General features: G+C 66.0%; 15 protein-coding genes. 11 read left to right on the forward strand and 4 right to left on the reverse strand.

All coding sequences use genetic code 11. From position 1 onward, the window contains the following. The first annotated feature begins 40 nt into the window (after nucleotides 1–40). From D619_RS0100350 to D619_RS0100365, 4 genes are all read left to right on the forward strand, one after another. Nucleotides 41–1,228, forward strand: coding sequence for an acyl-CoA dehydrogenase family protein (locus tag D619_RS0100350; protein ID WP_017666564.1), 1,188 nt, complete (start codon nucleotides 41–43; stop codon nucleotides 1,226–1,228). A gap of 135 nt (nucleotides 1,229–1,363) precedes the next feature. Then, the gene (locus D619_RS0100355) at nucleotides 1,364–2,500 is read left to right on the forward strand and encodes an acyl-CoA dehydrogenase family protein (protein WP_017666565.1); all 1,137 of its coding nucleotides are present in this window, start codon (nucleotides 1,364–1,366) and stop codon (nucleotides 2,498–2,500) included. Between the two features lie 225 nt (nucleotides 2,501–2,725). Further along, nucleotides 2,726–4,453 (forward strand): class I adenylate-forming enzyme family protein, encoded by a 1,728-nt coding sequence (locus D619_RS0100360; protein ID WP_017666566.1) that lies wholly within the window; start codon nucleotides 2,726–2,728, stop codon nucleotides 4,451–4,453. 30 nt (nucleotides 4,454–4,483) lie between these two features. After that, a complete protein-coding gene (locus D619_RS0100365) occupies nucleotides 4,484–5,029 on the forward strand; it encodes an HD domain-containing protein (RefSeq protein WP_017666567.1) in 546 nt (181 codons plus the stop codon). On the opposite strand, the gene D619_RS17970 is transcribed toward D619_RS0100365, so the two are convergent. After that, nucleotides 5,026–5,634: a hypothetical protein gene (locus tag D619_RS17970; RefSeq protein ID WP_193743231.1), complete on the reverse strand. Its 609-nt coding sequence runs from the start codon at nucleotides 5,632–5,634 to the stop codon at nucleotides 5,026–5,028. The two genes, D619_RS0100365 and D619_RS17970, sit on opposite strands and share 4 nt — an antisense overlap. Before the next feature lie 138 nt (nucleotides 5,635–5,772). On the opposite strand from D619_RS17970, the gene serS reads away from it, so the two are divergent. The 6 genes from serS to D619_RS15085 are packed head-to-tail and all read left to right on the forward strand — an operon-like array spanning nucleotide 5,773 to nucleotide 12,351. Then, on the forward strand, nucleotides 5,773–7,053 hold the full coding sequence (gene serS, locus D619_RS0100375) for a serine--tRNA ligase (protein ID WP_017666569.1): 1,281 nt from the start codon (nucleotides 5,773–5,775) through the stop codon (nucleotides 7,051–7,053). Further along, the gene (surE, locus tag D619_RS0100380) at nucleotides 7,053–7,829 is read left to right on the forward strand and encodes a 5'/3'-nucleotidase SurE (RefSeq protein ID WP_017666570.1); all 777 of its coding nucleotides are present in this window, start codon (nucleotides 7,053–7,055) and stop codon (nucleotides 7,827–7,829) included. Before serS ends, surE begins: the two co-directional genes overlap by 1 nt. Beyond that, nucleotides 7,829–8,758 carry a M23 family metallopeptidase gene (locus D619_RS15080; RefSeq protein WP_017666571.1) on the forward strand — a complete coding sequence of 310 codons (930 nt, stop codon included), beginning with the start codon at nucleotides 7,829–7,831 and terminating at the stop codon, nucleotides 8,756–8,758. Before surE ends, D619_RS15080 begins: the two co-directional genes overlap by 1 nt. A gap of 58 nt (nucleotides 8,759–8,816) precedes the next feature. Next, nucleotides 8,817–10,145, forward strand: coding sequence for a 30S ribosomal protein S12 methylthiotransferase RimO (rimO, locus tag D619_RS0100390; protein WP_017666572.1), 1,329 nt, complete (start codon nucleotides 8,817–8,819; stop codon nucleotides 10,143–10,145). Continuing rightward, nucleotides 10,142–11,518 carry a leucyl aminopeptidase family protein gene (locus D619_RS0100395; protein WP_017666573.1) on the forward strand — a complete coding sequence of 459 codons (1,377 nt, stop codon included), beginning with the start codon at nucleotides 10,142–10,144 and terminating at the stop codon, nucleotides 11,516–11,518. The genes rimO and D619_RS0100395 overlap by 4 nt, the downstream gene beginning before the upstream one ends. Continuing rightward, nucleotides 11,515–12,351, forward strand: coding sequence for an NlpC/P60 family protein (locus tag D619_RS15085; RefSeq protein WP_017666574.1), 837 nt, complete (start codon nucleotides 11,515–11,517; stop codon nucleotides 12,349–12,351). Before D619_RS0100395 ends, D619_RS15085 begins: the two co-directional genes overlap by 4 nt. A gap of 40 nt (nucleotides 12,352–12,391) precedes the next feature. Here D619_RS15085 and D619_RS0100405 read toward each other — a convergent pair whose 3' ends face one another. Then, the gene (locus D619_RS0100405) at nucleotides 12,392–13,186 is read right to left on the reverse strand and encodes a class I SAM-dependent methyltransferase (protein WP_017666575.1); all 795 of its coding nucleotides are present in this window, start codon (nucleotides 13,184–13,186) and stop codon (nucleotides 12,392–12,394) included. Between the two features lie 102 nt (nucleotides 13,187–13,288). Here D619_RS0100405 and D619_RS0100410 point away from each other — a divergent pair, with 102 nt between their 5' ends. Continuing rightward, nucleotides 13,289–13,486: a hypothetical protein gene (locus tag D619_RS0100410; protein WP_017666576.1), complete on the forward strand. Its 198-nt coding sequence runs from the start codon at nucleotides 13,289–13,291 to the stop codon at nucleotides 13,484–13,486. Here D619_RS0100410 and D619_RS0100415 read toward each other — a convergent pair. Together D619_RS0100415 and D619_RS0100420 are read right to left on the reverse strand one after the other, a co-directional pair. Next, nucleotides 13,464–13,883 (reverse strand): acyl-CoA thioesterase, encoded by a 420-nt coding sequence (locus D619_RS0100415; protein WP_017666577.1) that lies wholly within the window; start codon nucleotides 13,881–13,883, stop codon nucleotides 13,464–13,466. The genes D619_RS0100410 and D619_RS0100415 overlap by 23 nt on opposite strands. Then, nucleotides 13,867–15,924: a S9 family peptidase gene (locus D619_RS0100420; protein WP_017666578.1), complete on the reverse strand. Its 2,058-nt coding sequence runs from the start codon at nucleotides 15,922–15,924 to the stop codon at nucleotides 13,867–13,869. Before D619_RS0100420 ends, D619_RS0100415 begins: the two co-directional genes overlap by 17 nt. Nucleotides 15,925–15,964: the final 40 nt, after the last annotated feature.

Here is a 15,964-nt window from a genome sequence, read left to right on the forward strand (position 1 = left end):
CATAAAGCCGACATGTGAATTTTCCAGTGGGAGAGGGAAGATGGCTGACCTTGAAAGTTTCCGCGCCGAAACGCGCGCCTGGCTGGAGGCAAATTGCCCGCCGGAAATGCGCGAGCCGATCCGCGATGACGACGATGTGTGCTGGGGCGGCCGCCAGTGCAAGTTCAAGAATGAAGCGCAGAAGCTGTGGCTTGAACGCATGGGCGCCAAGGGTTGGACGGTGCCGGAATGGCCCAGCCAATATGGCGGCGGCGGGCTGGACCGGGCGCAGGCCAAGGTGCTTTCCGAAGAAATGCGCCGCATCAAGGCGCGCTCCCCCTTGTCGAGCTTCGGCATCTGGATGCTTGGCCCGGCGCTGCTGAAATATGGCAATGAAGCGCAGAAGCTGGAGCATCTGCCCAGGATCGCGCGCGGCGAGATCCGCTGGTGCCAGGGCTATTCCGAACCGGGTGCCGGGTCCGATCTGGCCTCGCTGCGCACGTCTGCCGAAGACAAGGGTGATCATTATCTCGTCAACGGTTCGAAGGTGTGGACGTCCTATGCCGACAAGGCGGACTGGATCTTCTGCCTCGTCCGCACCGATCCGGCTGCGCCCAAGCATCTGGGCATCAGCTTCCTCTTGTTCGACATGGCAAGCGAAGGCGTGTCGACCAGCCCTATCAAGCTGATTTCCGGCTCCTCGCCCTTCTGCCAGACCTTCTTCGACAATGTGAAGGTGCCCAAGGAGAACCTGATGGGCGTGCCCGGCAAGGGCTGGGACATCGCCAAATATCTGCTGACCCACGAGCGTGACATGATCGGCGGCAGCGATTCCACCGGCGGCGGCCAGCGCGACAGCGTGTCGAACATCGCCAAGCGCCTGATCGGCCTCGATGCCGCCATCCTGGCTGACACCGCGCTGCGCACCGACATCGCCCGCCACGAGATCAACGCGCTGGCGTTTTCGCTGACGATGGAGCGGGTGATGGCCGAGACCAAGAGCGGCCAGGGCACCGGCGCGCTTTCGTCGATGCTGAAATATTACGGCACCGAGCTGAACAAGGAACGCATGCAGCTGCTGATGTCGATCCGCGGCAGCGACGGGCTGACCTGGGAAGGCGAGGAGAAAGGCGAAGGCGATCTGGCCCGCTCGTGGCTCAGGAGCCGCGCCAATTCGATCGAGGGCGGCACCTCGGAAGTGCAGCTCAACATCATCGCCAAGCGCGTGCTGGATTTGCCGGGGGCCTGACAAGCTCCCCTCCCTGCCTGCAGGGAGGGGCCGGGAGGGTGCTGCGGACAAGCGCCCGTTCTCCCGGCTTCTGCCCGGCTCGTAACCCTCCCCCGACCCCTCCCTGACCAGGGAGGGGAGAAATAGAGGCCAGAAATGCCACTCATCCTCACCGACGACCAGATCATGATCCGCGATTCGGCGGAGGGCTTCTTCAAGGATGAAGCCCCCGTGTCCCAGCACCGCGCCTTGCGCGATGCGAAGGACGCCACCGGCTTCTCCCGCGATGTGTGGGCCAAGATGGCCGAGATGGGCTTTGCCGGCGTACTGGTGCCGGAAGCCCATGGCGGGGCGGACATGGGCCATGTCGCAGCCGGCATCATCCTGGAAGCGATGGGCAAGAATCTCAGCGCCGCGCCGATGCTGTCCACCGCCGTGCTGGGCGCCACCGCGCTGAAACAGGGCACGGCCGAACAGCAGGCCAAATATCTGCCGCTGATCGCGCAAGGCGCGCATCTGCTGGCGTTGGCCGCCGATGAGGCCGCCCGCCACAAGCCCAACCATGTCGCCACCACCGCCACCCCGTCGGGCAATGGCTTCAAGCTGAATGGCGTGAAGGGCTTCGTGCTCGATGGCGCGGCCGCCGACACGCTGATCGTTGCGGCACGCACGGGCGGCGAGACCGACGACAAGGCCGGCATCACCCTGTTCCTGGTCAATCCCAAGGCCGATGGCGTCACCATCGACAAGCGTTCGATGGTCGACAGCCGGGGCGCTGCCCGCGTCACGCTCAAGGATGTGCAGGTCGATGGCGCCGACGTGCTGGGCGGCGTGGGAGAAGGCTTTGCCATCCTTGAAAAGATGCTCGATGCCGGCCGCGCCTGCCTGGCTGCCGAAATGCTTGGCGTATCCGGCACGGCCTTCAGCATGACGGTGGATTATCTGAAACAGCGCGAACAGTTCGGCCAGAAGATCGGCAGTTTCCAGGCGCTGCAGCACCGCGCCGCGCACCTGTTCTGCGAAGTCGAACTGGCGCGATCGGCCACGCTGAAGGCGCTGCAGGCACTGGATGAAGGCAACGACCGCGCGCCGATGTATGTCTCCCTCGCCAAGGCCAAGGCCGGCGAGGTGGCGATTCTCGCCAGCAACGAAGGCGTGCAGATGCACGGCGGCATCGGCATGACCGACGCGTTTGACATCGGCTTCTTCATGAAGCGCGCCCGCGCCGCGCAGGAAACCTTTGGCGACGCCGCCTTCCACAGCGACCGGATTGCGCGAACGTTGGGCTATTGAGGCTCCTTGCTCCCCTCCCTGAAAGGGAGGGGTTGGGGGAGGGTGTGTGGCTGATGGGCCGGCCTGAACGCTCGCTGCGCTCGCGACCCTCCCCCGGCCCCTCCCTTGCAGGGAGGGGAGCAATGCCGCCACGAATCCTTGCGCTTGCAACCATCGCCGGGCGTGGCATGAAGGGGATGTAACAAAACTGCGACCAGCAGCAGCAACCCCTTGGGAGAATCACGCATGCAGTCCGCCCTCGACGCCGCCCTCGATCAGGTCGTCGCCGGTATCACGGCCCCCGGTGGTGCGCTCGGCGTGGGCACCGCCAATGTGCACGGCGTCACCCTGCCGGTGTTCAGCGCCGCGCCGCCGACGATGCGCGAATTCATGGCGATGTTCTTCACCGTGAACAGCGCCAAGGAGTTTCTGGTGTTCGGCGAGGAGCGCATGACCTTCGCCGAGGTCTATGCCAGATCGCTTCACTTCGCCGCCATGCTGCAGCACCGCCACGGCATCGCCAAGGGTGACCGCGTGGGCGTCGCCATGCGCAATTATCCGGATTGGATCATCGCCTATGTCGCCTGTGCCCATATGGGCGCGGTGTGCATCCCGATGAACGCGTGGTGGACGGCCGAGGAAATGTCCTATGGCATCGAGGACAGCGGTGCCCGCCTGGTGGTTGCCGACGAGGAACGCGCCCGCCGCCTCGCCACCCTGTCGTGCACGGCAAAGGTGATCACCGTGCGCACCTCTGGCGAAGTCGCCAGCCAGCTTGGCTTTGCCCGCGCCGAGGATGAACTCGCCGCCAGTCCCGACACCATGTGGTATCTGCCCGAACTGCTGCCCGAAGATGATTGCACGATCATGTATACGTCGGGCTCCACCGGCGCGCCGAAGGGGGCGGTTTCGACCCACCGCGCGCAAGTGTCTTCCGCCATGAATTATCTGGTCACCGGGCTGGCGCTGCTGGAATTGTCGGCCCAGTCGGGCGCGGCACCGGCGGATCAGCAGGTGATGCTCCTGAATGTGCCGTTGTTCCACATCACCGGCCTGGTGCCGGTGCTGCTGGTCAGCTTTGCCATCGGCCGCAAGATGATCATCATGCACAAATGGGATGCCGGCGAGGCGCTGCGCCTGATCGAGAAGGAGCGCTGCACCTATTTCGTCGGCGTGCCGACCATGAGCCTTGAACTCATGCAGCACCCGGACCGCCACAAATATGATCTGTCGTCGCTGGTCGACATTGCATCCGGCGGCGCACCGCGCCCGCCCGAACATGTCGAACGGCTGGTGAAGGAATTCGCAGGCAAGCACCCGGTGCAGGGCTATGGCCTCACCGAAACCAACGGCGTGGGTGCCGGCAACATCCGCGAGAATTACCGCAACAAGCCGGCCTCCACCGGCCGCGCGGCGCCGCCGCTGATGGAATTGCGCATCGCCGATGGGGATGGCCCGGTGGGCGAGGCGCTGCCGGCCGGCACGGTGGGCGAAGTCTGCCTGCGATCGGTGTGCAACTGCCGCGGCTATTGGAACAAGCCCGAAGCCACCGCCGCGGCCTTCGTGGGCGATGGCTGGTTCCGCAGCGGCGATCTGGGTTACATCGATGAGGACGGCTATCTGTTCATCGTCGATCGCAAGAAGGACATCATCATCCGTGGCGGCGAGAATATCAGCTGCCAGGAAGTCGAATCCGCCATCTATGCCCACCCGGCGGTGGCCGAAGCGAGCGTGTTCGGCCTTCCCGATGAACGGTTGGGCGAGATTGTCGGCGCTGTCGTCTATGCCAAGCCGGGCGAGCATCTTGATCCCGATGCGCTCACCGATTTCCTGCGGGCCGGCCTTGCCGCCTACAAGATCCCGGCGAAAGTGTGGATCAGCAGCGACCAGCTGCCCAAGCTGGGATCGGCCAAGATCGACAAGGTCACGCTGAGGAAGCAGTATCGTGAAGTCTGGGCCGGAAAGGCCGCCTGAGTCGCCTTTGAATCTGTCGGGAGTCACAACATGTTCACCACCATGCTGGAAGGCACCAAGGACGACTGGATGCACATCGCATCCGAGCATATGAAGCATCAGCAATCCGCCGCCGCCGATCAGATCATCGACTCATTGAAGCGGCTGGAAGCCATCGAGGTGGGTTTCGGCGCCAACCAGCTCGTCCACAGCCTGATGACTGCCACGCTGGCCCGCCGCGACGGCGCCAACGACGAGGAAGTGGTCGCCGCACTGTGCCACGACATCGGCAAATTGTTCAGCATCCCCAATCATGGCGCCATCGCCGGCGAGATGCTGAAGCCCTATGTGGCCGACGACATCTATCACGCCATCGTCCACCACCAGGATTTCCAGGGCCGTTACTATTACGAGCACCTGGGCAAGGACCCGAACGCCCGCGAGAAATATCGCGGCGAGCCGTGGTTCGCCATGGCCGAAAAGATCGTCGACCGCTGGGACGCGCCGGCCTTTGACCCGAACTTCGACGTGGACAGCCTCGAAAGCTTTGAACCGGAAATCCGCCGCGTGTTTGCCGCGCCGAAGCGGGGCATCTAGCGCCCGAAGCGCACCTGCACGCTCACCGGCCCGGCCGGCACATCGGTGAGACTGCTGGCAAAGATCAGCGTCTTGCCGGGGCCAACGCTGGCGGCAGGCGGCGGGATGGTCCAGTCGCGCACGCGCATGCCGTTCACCAGCAGGCGGGCATTCAGCGGCGGCACGACGACACGGGCGGCGCTGGGGTTGTGGATGGTGCCGGTCACTTCCAGCAGGGCGCCGCCGCCGGGCAGGCGCGTCACCCGGCCTTCCAGTTTCACATCCAGCACCGTCGCGGGCGTAGCGACCTGGGCCAGCGCATCGGCCACGCCGGGCAGAGCTTCGGGATCGATGCGGCCCACCCACAGGCCGACCGAGGCGGTGGTGAAGGCGGCCCCCAGCACCACCGCTACCAGCCATTTCAACCACAAGGCCGGCGGCCGGCGCGGTGCGGGTGGTTCGGGCTCGGGCGCCGGTTCGGGCTCCGGTTCGGGCGGGGGTGGTGGCGGCAGGCTGGCAGCGCGGGCCTCTTCCTGCACGGCGGCAACCGCCTCGTCCTCGTCAATCTCTTCGGCGGGCACCCAGCGGTGGCTGCAGGCGGCGCACTTCATGCGCGGCCGGCGCATCACCACGCCCACCGCCACCCGATATTGTGCTTTGCAATTGGGGCAGGAAACGATCACGGCCCCACCATAGGCAGGCAGGTGCGCGCATGGAAGGGGGCGCTTGCGCGCTTTGCCCAGCCAAGGCAAAGGCAGCGAACCATGCATGATCTGAAAGCCCTCCGCGCTGACCCTGCCGCTTTCGCCGCCGGCCTTGCCCGCCGCGGCATCACCGATGCGGCCGATGCGCTGCTGTCGGCTGACAGCGAGCGGCGCGCTGCCGAAACCAAGGCACAGGAAGCGCTGGCCCGCCGCAATGCTGCCTCGAAAGAGATTGGCGCGGCGATGGCTGCGAAGGACAGTGGCCGCGCGGAGGCATTGAAGGCCGAAGTTGCTGGCTTGAAAGACGAGATTGCCGCCCTCGAAGATGCCGCCCGCGCCGCCAGCGAGAAGGCGGAGGCGCTGCTGGTCCGCCTGCCAAACCTGCCCGCCGCCGACGTGCCGGACGGGCTGGACGAGCATGGCAATGTCGAGCTGATGCGCTGGGGCACGCCCCGCGATTTCGATTTTGCGCCGCTGGAGCATGACATTGTGGCGGCCCGGCTGGGCTATGATCCGGAAGCCGCCGCACGCGTGGCCGGCGCGCGCTTTGCCGTGCTGAAGGGCCCGCTGGCGCGGCTGCAGCGCGCGCTGGGCCAGTACATGATCGACACGCAGACCAGCGTGCGCGGTTATCAGGAAGTCTATGGGCCATTGCTGGTGAAGGCCGAAGCCGCCTTTGGCACCGGCCAGTTGCCGAAGATGGAAGAGGATGTCTTCAAGACAACTGACGGCCGTTACCTGATCCCCACCGCCGAAATGAGCCTGACCAACCTGGTCGCCGGCGAGATCGTCGACGCCGCGGCCCTGCCGATCCGCATGACCGCGCTCACCCCCTGTTTCCGCAGCGAGGCCGGCAGCGCCGGGCGCGATACGCGCGGCCTCATTCGCCAGCACCAGTTTGAAAAATGCGAGCTGGTGACGATCTGCACGCCCGAACAGGCCGAAGCCGAGCACCAGCACATGCTTGCATCGTCGGAAGCGATTCTGCAGGCGCTGGGCCTGCCTTATCGCCGGATGCTGCTGTGCGCCGGGGACATGGGCTTTTCGGCGCGCAAGACGTTTGATCTGGAAGTGTGGCTGCCCGGCCAGGGCTGCTACCGCGAGATCGCCTCGATTTCCGACTGCGGCGAATTCCAGGGCCGCCGCATGAACGCGCGCTGGAAAGTGGCGGGCGAGAAGGGCAGCCGTGGGCCGGTCAACACGCTGAACGGCTCCGGCCTTGCCGTGGGCCGCACGCTGGTGGCGGTGATCGAGAATTATCAGCAGGCCGATGGCACTGTGGTCATCCCTGACGTTCTGAAGCCCTATATGGCCGGCATCGACCGGTTGGAGCCCCGTTGATGCGCATACTTGTGACCAATGATGACGGTATCAACGCCCCCGGCCTGGTAGCGCTGGAAACCATCGCCGCCGAGCTTTCGGACGATGTGTGGGTCGTCGCGCCCGCCGAGGAACAATCGGGCGCCGGCCACAGCCTGACGCTGTCCCAACCAGTCCGCGTGCGCGAGGTCAGCCCGCGCCGCCATGCCGTGCGCGGCACGCCCACCGACTGCGTGATGCTGGCGCTGGGCGCGGTGATGGAAGATCGCAAGCCGGATCTGATCCTGTCCGGCGTCAATCGCGGCGGCAATCTCGCCGAGGACGTGACCTATTCGGGCACCGTCTCGGCGGCGATGGAAGGCTGCCTTGCCGGCATCCGCTCCATCGCACTGAGCCAGGTGATGATGGATTACACGGCGGGGATGGAGGATTTTTCCTGCGCCGCTCATCATGGCGCAGCGATCATCAGCCGGGTGATCGGCACCGAGTGGCCCGATGGCGTGCTGATCAACATCAACTTCCCGCCGGTGCTGGCCGCCGACGTGAAGGGTGTGCGCGTCACCGAACAAGGCTTCCGCGATTATGGCAATATCCACCTGATCAAGCGCATCGATCCGCGCGGCTTTCCCTATTACTGGCACGGCTTTGGCAAGGAAAAGCCGGTGCCGGGGCATGAAACCGATCTGAAGGCCATGCACGAAGCCGCCATTTCGGTGACGCCGCTGCATCTCGACATGACACATTACCAGTCGATGAGCCGGCTGAAGGCAGCGCTGGCCGATCTGGCCGAGTCCTGATGCGGCGGGCGGCAGAGTCCCTGGCGGCCCTTGTGCTGCTGCTGGCGCTGCCGGGCTGCATGATCGGCCGGCCGGAGCCTGCGCCCCGCCCAACGCCGCGCGTCGTCGCTCCACCCACCCGCTCCGCGACGACCCCGCCGCCCCAGCGGCAGACGCCGCCGCCCGCCCGCACCGATTGGGTGGTCCGCCGCGTGGTGCCGGCGGCGATCGTCACGCCGGAAGGCCGCTTTCATGTCGTCAAGACCGGCGAGACGGGGATCGCCATTGCCCGGGCCTATGGCCTGGCTTGGCGCGATCTGGTTGCGCTCAACAAGTTGCAGGAGCCGTTCGTGCTGCGCGCCGGCCAGCGCCTGCGGCTGACCCCGGTCGTGACGCCGTCTCCGCGCCCGGCGCCGCCGCCGCCGTCGCAAACGCTGGAACAGCGTGCCCGCGCCTTTGATATCACCATCGACGACGTGATGACCGGCGGCCAGCCTGCCGCAAATGGACCCGTGCCGCGCCGGGCTGGTGAGGAACGGCCCGCACCGCTGCCGGCCGTCACCGGCAATGCGCCGGCTTTCCGCTGGCCGCTCCCCGGCCGCATCATTTCCGGCTTTGGCCCGAAACCGGGCGGGCGCTTCAACGATGGCGTCAATCTGAAGGCCAGTCCCGGCGAAGCCGTGCGCGCCGCCGGGGATGGCGTCGTCGCCTATGCCGGCGATGCGATTCCGGGGTTCGGCAATCTGCTGCTGGTGAAACACGCCGGCGGCTGGGTTTCTGCCTATGCCCACAATGAAGCCCTGCTGGTGGCGCGCGGCGCGCGCGTGAAGGCCGGCGAAGTGGTTGCCCGTGCTGGCCAGTCCGGCGCCGTGGCCGAACCGCAGCTGCATTTCGAACTGCGCCGCGGGCGCGCGCCGGTGGATCCCGCCAAGGTGATCGGCGGGCGGTAGCGGCGGCTGCCCCGATGCCCCCTTGCACTTTTCGCCTGAACAGCGCACGGCGCGCGCGATGACTTTGAACCTTGATACTGCGCCGAAGGTCGGGATGGTGTCCCTGGGTTGCCCCAAGGCGCTGGTCGATTCCGAACGCATCCTCACCCAGTTGCGCGCCGATGGCTATGCGCTGTCAGGCGATTATGCCGGGGCAGATGTGGTGATCGTCAACACCTGCGGCTTTCTGGATTCCGCCAAGGCCGAAAGCCTGGATGCCATCGGCGAGGCCATTGCCGAAAACGGCAAGGTGATCGTGACGGGCTGCATGGGCCATGAAGCCGACGCCATCCGCGCCCGCTTCCCCGATGTGCTCGCCGTGACGGGCCCGCAGCAGTATGAAGCCGTGGTCAGCGCCGTGCACGATGCCGCGCCGCCCGTGCGGTCGGCCTTCGTCGATCTGGTGCCCGATGCTGGCCTGAAGCTGACACCGCGCCATTATGCCTATGTGAAGATTTCCGAGGGCTGCAATCACACATGCGCCTTCTGCATCATCCCGTCTTTGCGCGGCCGCCTCGCCAGCCGGCCACCCGCCGCGATCCTGCGCGAGGCCGAAGCGTTGGTGAAGGCAGGGGCCAGGGAACTGCTGGTGATCAGCCAGGACACGTCAGCCTATGGCGTGGACCTTCGCCACGCCACTTCAAGCCTCGGCGGGGTCGAGCGGCGCGCCCATATCCAGGATCTGGCCCGCGCGCTCGGCGAAACCGGTGCCTGGGTGCGGCTGCACTATGTCTATCCCTATCCGCATGTGGACGACCTGGTCCCGCTGATGGCGGAAGGGTTGGTGCTGCCCTATCTCGATATCCCGTTCCAGCACGCGTCCCCCAGGGTGCTGAAGGCCATGAAGCGTCCGGCCAACGAAGCCAAGGTGCTGGAACGCATCCAGAAATGGCGCGCCATGGTGCCCGATCTCGCCATCCGTTCCACCTTCATCGTCGGCTTCCCCGGCGAGACCGAAGAGGACTTCCAGTATCTGCTCGATTGGCTGGAACAGGCGCAGATCGATCGCGCCGGCTGCTTCAAATATGAAGCGGTGGACGGCGCGCAGGCCAATGCGCTGCCGGGCGCGGTGCCGGAGGATGTGAAGGAAGAGCGCTGGCACCGCTTCATGGCGCTGCAATCGAAGATTTCGGAAGCGCGTCTCGCCGCCAAGATCGGCCGCACCATCGAGGTGCTGATCGACGAAGTGGATGACGAAGGCGGCGCTTCGGGCCGCAGCAAATATGACGCGCCCGAAATCGACGGCATGGTGCATCTGCGCGATTGCACCGGCGTGAAGCCGGGCGACATCGTGATGGCCCATATCGAGGATGCCGACGAGGCTGATCTGTTTGGAGTGCCGGTTTGACCGACTTTGCTGCACTGCTCGCCCCCGCCGATGGCCAGCCGGCGATCGGGCTGACCCCGGTGACCAAGGCTGGGCTGGATGGCTGGCTGGGGGCGCAGAGCGAGCGGGTGCGGGTGGCCGTCGCCGCACAGGACTTCAAGGCCGCGCCCGACAGCGTGGTTATCCTGCCTGGCGACGGCGCCGCCGATTGGAGCGTCGCCGCCGGTGTGGCCGAAGGGTCGCAACTGGGCCCGTGGGCGCTGGCCGCTGCCGCGGAAAAGCTGCCGGCCGGGCGCTATGCACTCAACGGTGATCTGGGCCAGGCTGGCCTGGGCTGGTGCCTCGCTCAGCACCGGCTTGGCCGTTACCGCCGTCTGGAGCCAAAGGGCGCGCGCGTGCTGACCACCACCAGCCTGGGCGCCATCGCCAGCGCCGCCAGCGAAGCCGAAGCCGTGGCGCTGGTGCGCGATCTGGTCGACACGCCGGCAAGCGACCTCGGCCCGGCCGAACTGGCCAAGGCGGTGATCGACGCGCTGGGCAGCCAGGCCGAGGTGCGGGTGATCACCGGCGAAGCGCTGATCGATCAGAATTTCCCCGCCGTCCACGCCGTCGGCCGCGCGGCATCCCAGGCTCCGCGCCTGATCGAAGCGCTTTGGGGCGACGCTGCGCACCCGGTGGTGGCCATCATCGGCAAGGGTATCACCTTCGACAGCGGCGGCCTGAACATCAAGCCGGGCAGCGCCATGGCCGCGATGAAGAAGGACATGGGCGGCGCCGCGCACGCCCTGGCGCTGGCCAGGCTGGTGATCCAGGCCAATCTGCGCGTGCGGCTGCACCTGATCATCCCGGCGGCGGAAAATGCCATTTCCGGCAACGCCATGCGCCCCGGCGACATCATCGCCACCCGCGCCGGCAAGACGGTGGAGATCACCAACACCGATGCCGAAGGCCGGCTGGTGCTGTGCGATGCCATCGCGCTCGCCGCCGAGAAGAGCCCGGCGTTGATCATCGATTTCGCGACGCTCACTGGTGCCGCAAGGGTGGCGCTGGGGCCGCAGTTGCCGGCGCTGTTTGCCAATGATGATGCGCTGGCCAGCGAGTTGCTGGCGGCCGGCATGGCGGTGGGCGATCCGGTGTGGCGGCTGCCCTTGTGGGCGCCCTATCACGACATGCTGAAATCCGGCATCGCCGACATGGTGAACAGCGCCGATGGCGGCTTTGCCGGGGCGATCACGGCGGCGCTGTTTCTGGAAAAGTTCGTGCCGGCCGGCGTGCCGTGGGCGCATTTCGACACCTTCGCCTGGAACCCGTCTGCCCGCCCTGGCCGGCCCAAGGGCGGCGAGGCGCTGGCACTGCGGGCCAGTTGGGCTGTGCTGAGGAGCAGATTCGGATGAGTTGGGTGTTGAAAGGCCCGGCCCAGCGTTTCGAACCGCGCGAATGGTTTGCCGGGCCGGACGTGGTGGAACTGGGCCTGGCCGGCGAGATTGGTGCCGTGCGCTATGTCGAGCCGCGCGCCCTGGTCTGCACGGCGCCGCGCGTGGCGGTGCGTGGCGCGCCCGAAGCAACAGCAGAAGCGGTGAGCGAGCTGTTGCTGGGCGAGGGCTTCGAGATTGTCGAAGTGAAGACCGGCTTTGCCCTCGGTCGCACGCTCCATGATCGCTACATCGGCTGGGCACCGTTCGATGTGCTGGCCCTGGCCGGCGCCGAGCCGACCCATCGCGTCACGGCGCGGCGCGCACCGGTGTTTGCCGTGGCCAGCATCAAGGCGGCCGTGGTGATGGAGCTGCCATTTGCGGCGCTGGTGTCAGGCGAACTGGATGGCAATTTCCTTGCACTGGCCGGCGGCGGCTTCGTGCATCGCCGCCATGTCGAGGCCCCGCCGGCCAATCGATTCGCCGCAGCGGCGCTGTTTGCCGATGCGCCCTATCTGTGGGGCGGGCGCAGCCCCGATGGTGTCGATTGTTCCGGCCTGGTGCAGCAGGCGCTGGCTGCCGAAGGGATTTCGCTGCGCCGCGACACGGATCTGCAGGTGGCCGAAGGTGAGCCGGTTAAATATGCCGCGCGCGAACCGGGCGATCTTCTGTTCTGGCCCGGCCATGTCGGGCTGCTGCTGGAGGGTGACCGCCTCTGTCACGCCAACGCGCACTGGATGAAGGTGGTGACGGAGCCACTGGCCGATGTGATGGCGCGGGCGGACGCAGAGCCGGTGGTGCGGCGCTTCAGATGAGCCTTGGCCCTCCCCCCTCGAGGGGGAGAGGGCCAAAAGCTTACTTCGGCTTGACGAACTTCAGCGTCATGCGATCGCTCTCGCCGATCGCCATATATTTGGCCCGGTCCACATCACCCTTCTGCAGGGTCGGCGGCAGGGTCCACACACCGTCGGCGTAATCCTTGGTGTCCTTCTTGTTGGCATTCACTTCCGAGGCGCCGGCCAGCTTGAAGCCGGCCTTTTCGGCCAGCATCTTCACATAGGACATCTTCATGTAGCCGCTCTTCTTCATGTCGGCATCGGGCCGGTCTTCCGGCAGGCGGTGTTCGACCACGCCCAGCGTGCCACCCGGTTTCAGCGCCTTGAAGAACAGGTTGAACGCCTCCTGGTCCCAACCGCCCATGTGCCAGTTGTGCACGTTGCGGAAGGTGAGCACCACGTCGGCGCTGCCGGGCTCGACGATGTCGGCGACGCCCTTGCCGAACACCCCGATACCGATGTCGCCATAGATGGCCTTGTCGGCATATTTGGTCTTGAAATTCTCGACGCTCTTGGCGGCGTTCACCGACGCCAGCGGATTGGCGAGGCCGGCGACATATTTGCCGTTACCCTTCATCGCCGGGGCCAGGATCTCGGTATACCAGCCGCCGCCGGGGGAGACTTCCACCACGGTCTGGCCGGGCTTCACGCCGAGGAACTTCAACGTCTGCGCCGGATGGCGATACTGGTCGCGGGCCTTGTCGGCCGGCTTGCGCCAGCTGCCGGCAACGGCGTCTTCGATCGGGCCGGCAATGGCAGGGGCGGCGATGGCAGCGACGACAAGAGCCGAAGCAAGAGCGATACGGCGGATCATGGCGTGGTCTCCGTTCAAGTGATGCACTGACGTAAAACAGCTGCGCACCACCTGCAAGACAAGAGATTGCCTTGGTCTGAATGGCCTGCCAAAGCGCCGCCGATGGATGCGCAAACGACCTGGTTCCTGTTGGCCTCTGGCGCGGTTCTGGCGGCAGCCGGCGCACTGGGCGGCGTGGCGCGCACCCGGGCGCCATTGGCCTGGCACGCGCATCTGCCGTGGAACGGGGCCGCCTTTGCCGGCGTGGCCGGCGTGTTGTTCGCCGCCGTGCACCTGTTTACGTTGTTCCGGGCTGGATAAAGGGCGCGGCAATCTCGGGCCGGACGCGGGCGAGCCGGCCGGTGGCCTTGTCGATGATCGCCCAGGTCGTCACCGCCTTCACGCGGATCGCGCCATCGGGGCCAGCGATTTCGACATGGCGGTCGAACCGTGCGCCCTTGGGCTCCCCCACCCAGGTGGTGAGCGTCAGCGTCTCACCCTCCAGCGTCTGCCGCAGATAGTCGATCTCGTGCCTTGTCACGACCCACACATAGGTGTCGCGATGTTCGGTCGGGGCGACCGCGCTCCAGTGCGCCGTCGCCACGTCCTGGATCCATTTCAGATAGACCGCGTTGTTGACATGGCCCAGCTCGTCGATGTCGGCCGCGGTGGCGGTGACCTGGATCGCGAAGCTGCGCCGGTCAGCGGGCGGTGGCATCGCTGATCCCGAATTGGGTGAGGATGAAGGCATATTCCTCCGCCAGCTCCTCCAGCGCGGCAAAGCGCCCGGATTTGCCGCCATGGCCGGCGCCCATGTTGGTCTTGAAGACGAGGATATTGCGGTCGGTCTTCAGGTCGCGCAGCTTGGCGACCCATTTGGCCGGTTCCCAATAGGTGACGCGCGGATCGTTGAGGCCAGCGGTGACCATCAGCGGCGGATAGGCCTGTGCCGTCACCTGATCATAGGGCGAATAGGAACGGATCAGCTCGAAATCCGCCTTGCTGGTAATGGGGTTGCCCCATTCCGGCCATTCGCCCGGCGTCAGCGGCAGCGTCTCGTCCAGCATGGTGTTGAGCACATCAACGAACGGCACATGGGCGACCACGGCGCGGAACTGTTCGGGGGCCTGGTTGATCACGGCGCCCATCAGCTCACCGCCGGCCGAACCACCGCTGGCCGAAATCATGCCCGGCGCCGCCCAGCCGGCCTGCACCAGCCCCTTGGCCACATCGACGAAATCGTTGAACGTGTTGGTGCGCTTGGCCAATTTGCCATCGAGATACCATTGGTAGCCCAGGTCATCACCGCCGCGGATCTGCGCAACAGCATAGGCCATGCCGCGATCCAGCAGCGACAGGCGATTGGCCGAGAAGCCCGGCATGGTCGGGATGCCATAGGCGCCATAGGCATAGAGATGCAGCTTGCCCGTGGCGTCGGGCTTGAAGCCCTTGCGGTAGACGATGGCGACCGGCACCTGCACGCCATCGCGGGCCGTGATGAAGAAGCGCTGGCTCTCATACTGGCTGGCATCATAGCCCGACGGCACCTGCTGCACCTTGCGGGTGATCAGCGTGCCCGCGCCGACGTCGTAATCATAGACGGTGGCCGGCGTGACCATGGAGGCATAGTTGACGCGCAGCAGCGGCGCATCGGGTTCGAGGTTGCTGCCGATGCTGGCCGTATACGCCGCTTCGGTGAAGGGCAGCACGGTCTCATGGCCATCGTCCTTGCGCAGCACGATCCGGTCCAGCCCGTCGCGGCGGCCCTGCACGGCGAGATAGGAGGTGAAGGCGGCGATGCCGGTGATGTAATCGCGATCCGAACCGGCGATCAGCGTCGTCCAGTCGCTTGGGCTGGCGATGCTGGCCGTGGCGACGCGGAAGTTCACATGTTCATCGTTGGTGCGGATGAACAAGCGATCATCCTGCACATCCACCTCATAACTCACCCCGGCCTGCCGGTGCTTGACCAGCAGCGGCGGCGCGGTCGGGTTGGCGGCCGGCAGCAGCCGCACTTCACTCGTCACATGGTCAGACGTGGTGATGATGATCCACTGGCCGTCCTGGCTCTTGGCTACGGAAACACCGAAGCCCTTGTCCTCGGTTTCCTCATAGAGCACGCGGTCTTCGCCGCTCTGGCCCAGCACGTGCAGCCGCGCCTTGATGCGCCGCCAATTGTCGTTGACCTCGGTCCAGACGATGGCTCTGGAATCCGCCGCCCACTCGATGCCGCCAACGCTGACCTTGGTGACGTTCTCGATATCTGTTCCGCTCGCAATGTCGCGGATGCGGATGGTGAAACGCTCGCTGCCATCGCTGTCGGTGGCATAGGCCAGCAGCGTGCCGTCGGGGCTGACCGATTGCGCGCCCAGCCGGAAATAGTCCAACCCCTTGGCCAGTTCCGGTTCCGACAACACCAGCTGTTCGGCACCGCCCCCCTTGGGCCGTCGCACCCAGGTGCGATACTGGTCGCCCGGCTTGAACTGCCACCAATATTCAAAGGCACCGTTGGGCACCGGCACCGAGGCATCATCCGGCTGCACCCGGCCCTTCAGCTCTTCGTAGAGCCTGTCCTTCAGGCCAGTGATCGGTGCCATCTGGGCTTCGAAATACGCATTCTCGGATGTGAGATAGGCCAGCACATCGGCATCAGCGACCGTGGGATATCCGGGGTCCTTCAGCCAGTTGTACGGATCCTCCACGGTGATGCCATGGTGGGTGAAGCTGTGCGGGCGTTTGGCAGCAATTGGCGGGTTCATCAGGGCAGCGGCTCCGGCAACAAACAGATGCGTCAGGATT

This window comes from Sandarakinorhabdus sp. AAP62 (assembly GCF_000331225.1).
Taxonomy (GTDB): Bacteria; Pseudomonadota; Alphaproteobacteria; order Sphingomonadales; family Sphingomonadaceae; genus Sandarakinorhabdus.

Coding starts and splice junctions, on each gene's coding strand:
- D619_RS0100350 (WP_017666564.1), top strand. CDS start 41: ATGGCTGACCTTGAAAGTTTCCGCGCCGAAACGCGCGCCTGGCTGGAG.
- D619_RS0100355 (WP_017666565.1), top strand. CDS start 1,364: ATGCCACTCATCCTCACCGACGACCAGATCATGATCCGCGATTCGGCG.
- D619_RS0100360 (WP_017666566.1), top strand. CDS start 2,726: ATGCAGTCCGCCCTCGACGCCGCCCTCGATCAGGTCGTCGCCGGTATC.
- D619_RS0100365 (WP_017666567.1), top strand. CDS start 4,484: ATGTTCACCACCATGCTGGAAGGCACCAAGGACGACTGGATGCACATC.
- D619_RS17970 (WP_193743231.1), bottom strand. CDS start 5,634: ATGCGCCGGCCGCGCATGAAGTGCGCCGCCTGCAGCCACCGCTGGGTG.
- serS (WP_017666569.1), top strand. CDS start 5,773: ATGCATGATCTGAAAGCCCTCCGCGCTGACCCTGCCGCTTTCGCCGCC.
- surE (WP_017666570.1), top strand. CDS start 7,053: ATGCGCATACTTGTGACCAATGATGACGGTATCAACGCCCCCGGCCTG.
- D619_RS15080 (WP_017666571.1), top strand. CDS start 7,829: ATGCGGCGGGCGGCAGAGTCCCTGGCGGCCCTTGTGCTGCTGCTGGCG.
- rimO (WP_017666572.1), top strand. CDS start 8,817: ATGACTTTGAACCTTGATACTGCGCCGAAGGTCGGGATGGTGTCCCTG.
- D619_RS15085 (WP_017666574.1), top strand. CDS start 11,515: ATGAGTTGGGTGTTGAAAGGCCCGGCCCAGCGTTTCGAACCGCGCGAA.
- D619_RS0100405 (WP_017666575.1), bottom strand. CDS start 13,186: ATGATCCGCCGTATCGCTCTTGCTTCGGCTCTTGTCGTCGCTGCCATC.
- D619_RS0100410 (WP_017666576.1), top strand. CDS start 13,289: ATGGATGCGCAAACGACCTGGTTCCTGTTGGCCTCTGGCGCGGTTCTG.
- D619_RS0100415 (WP_017666577.1), bottom strand. CDS start 13,883: ATGCCACCGCCCGCTGACCGGCGCAGCTTCGCGATCCAGGTCACCGCC.
- D619_RS0100420 (WP_017666578.1), bottom strand. CDS start 15,924: ATGAACCCGCCAATTGCTGCCAAACGCCCGCACAGCTTCACCCACCAT.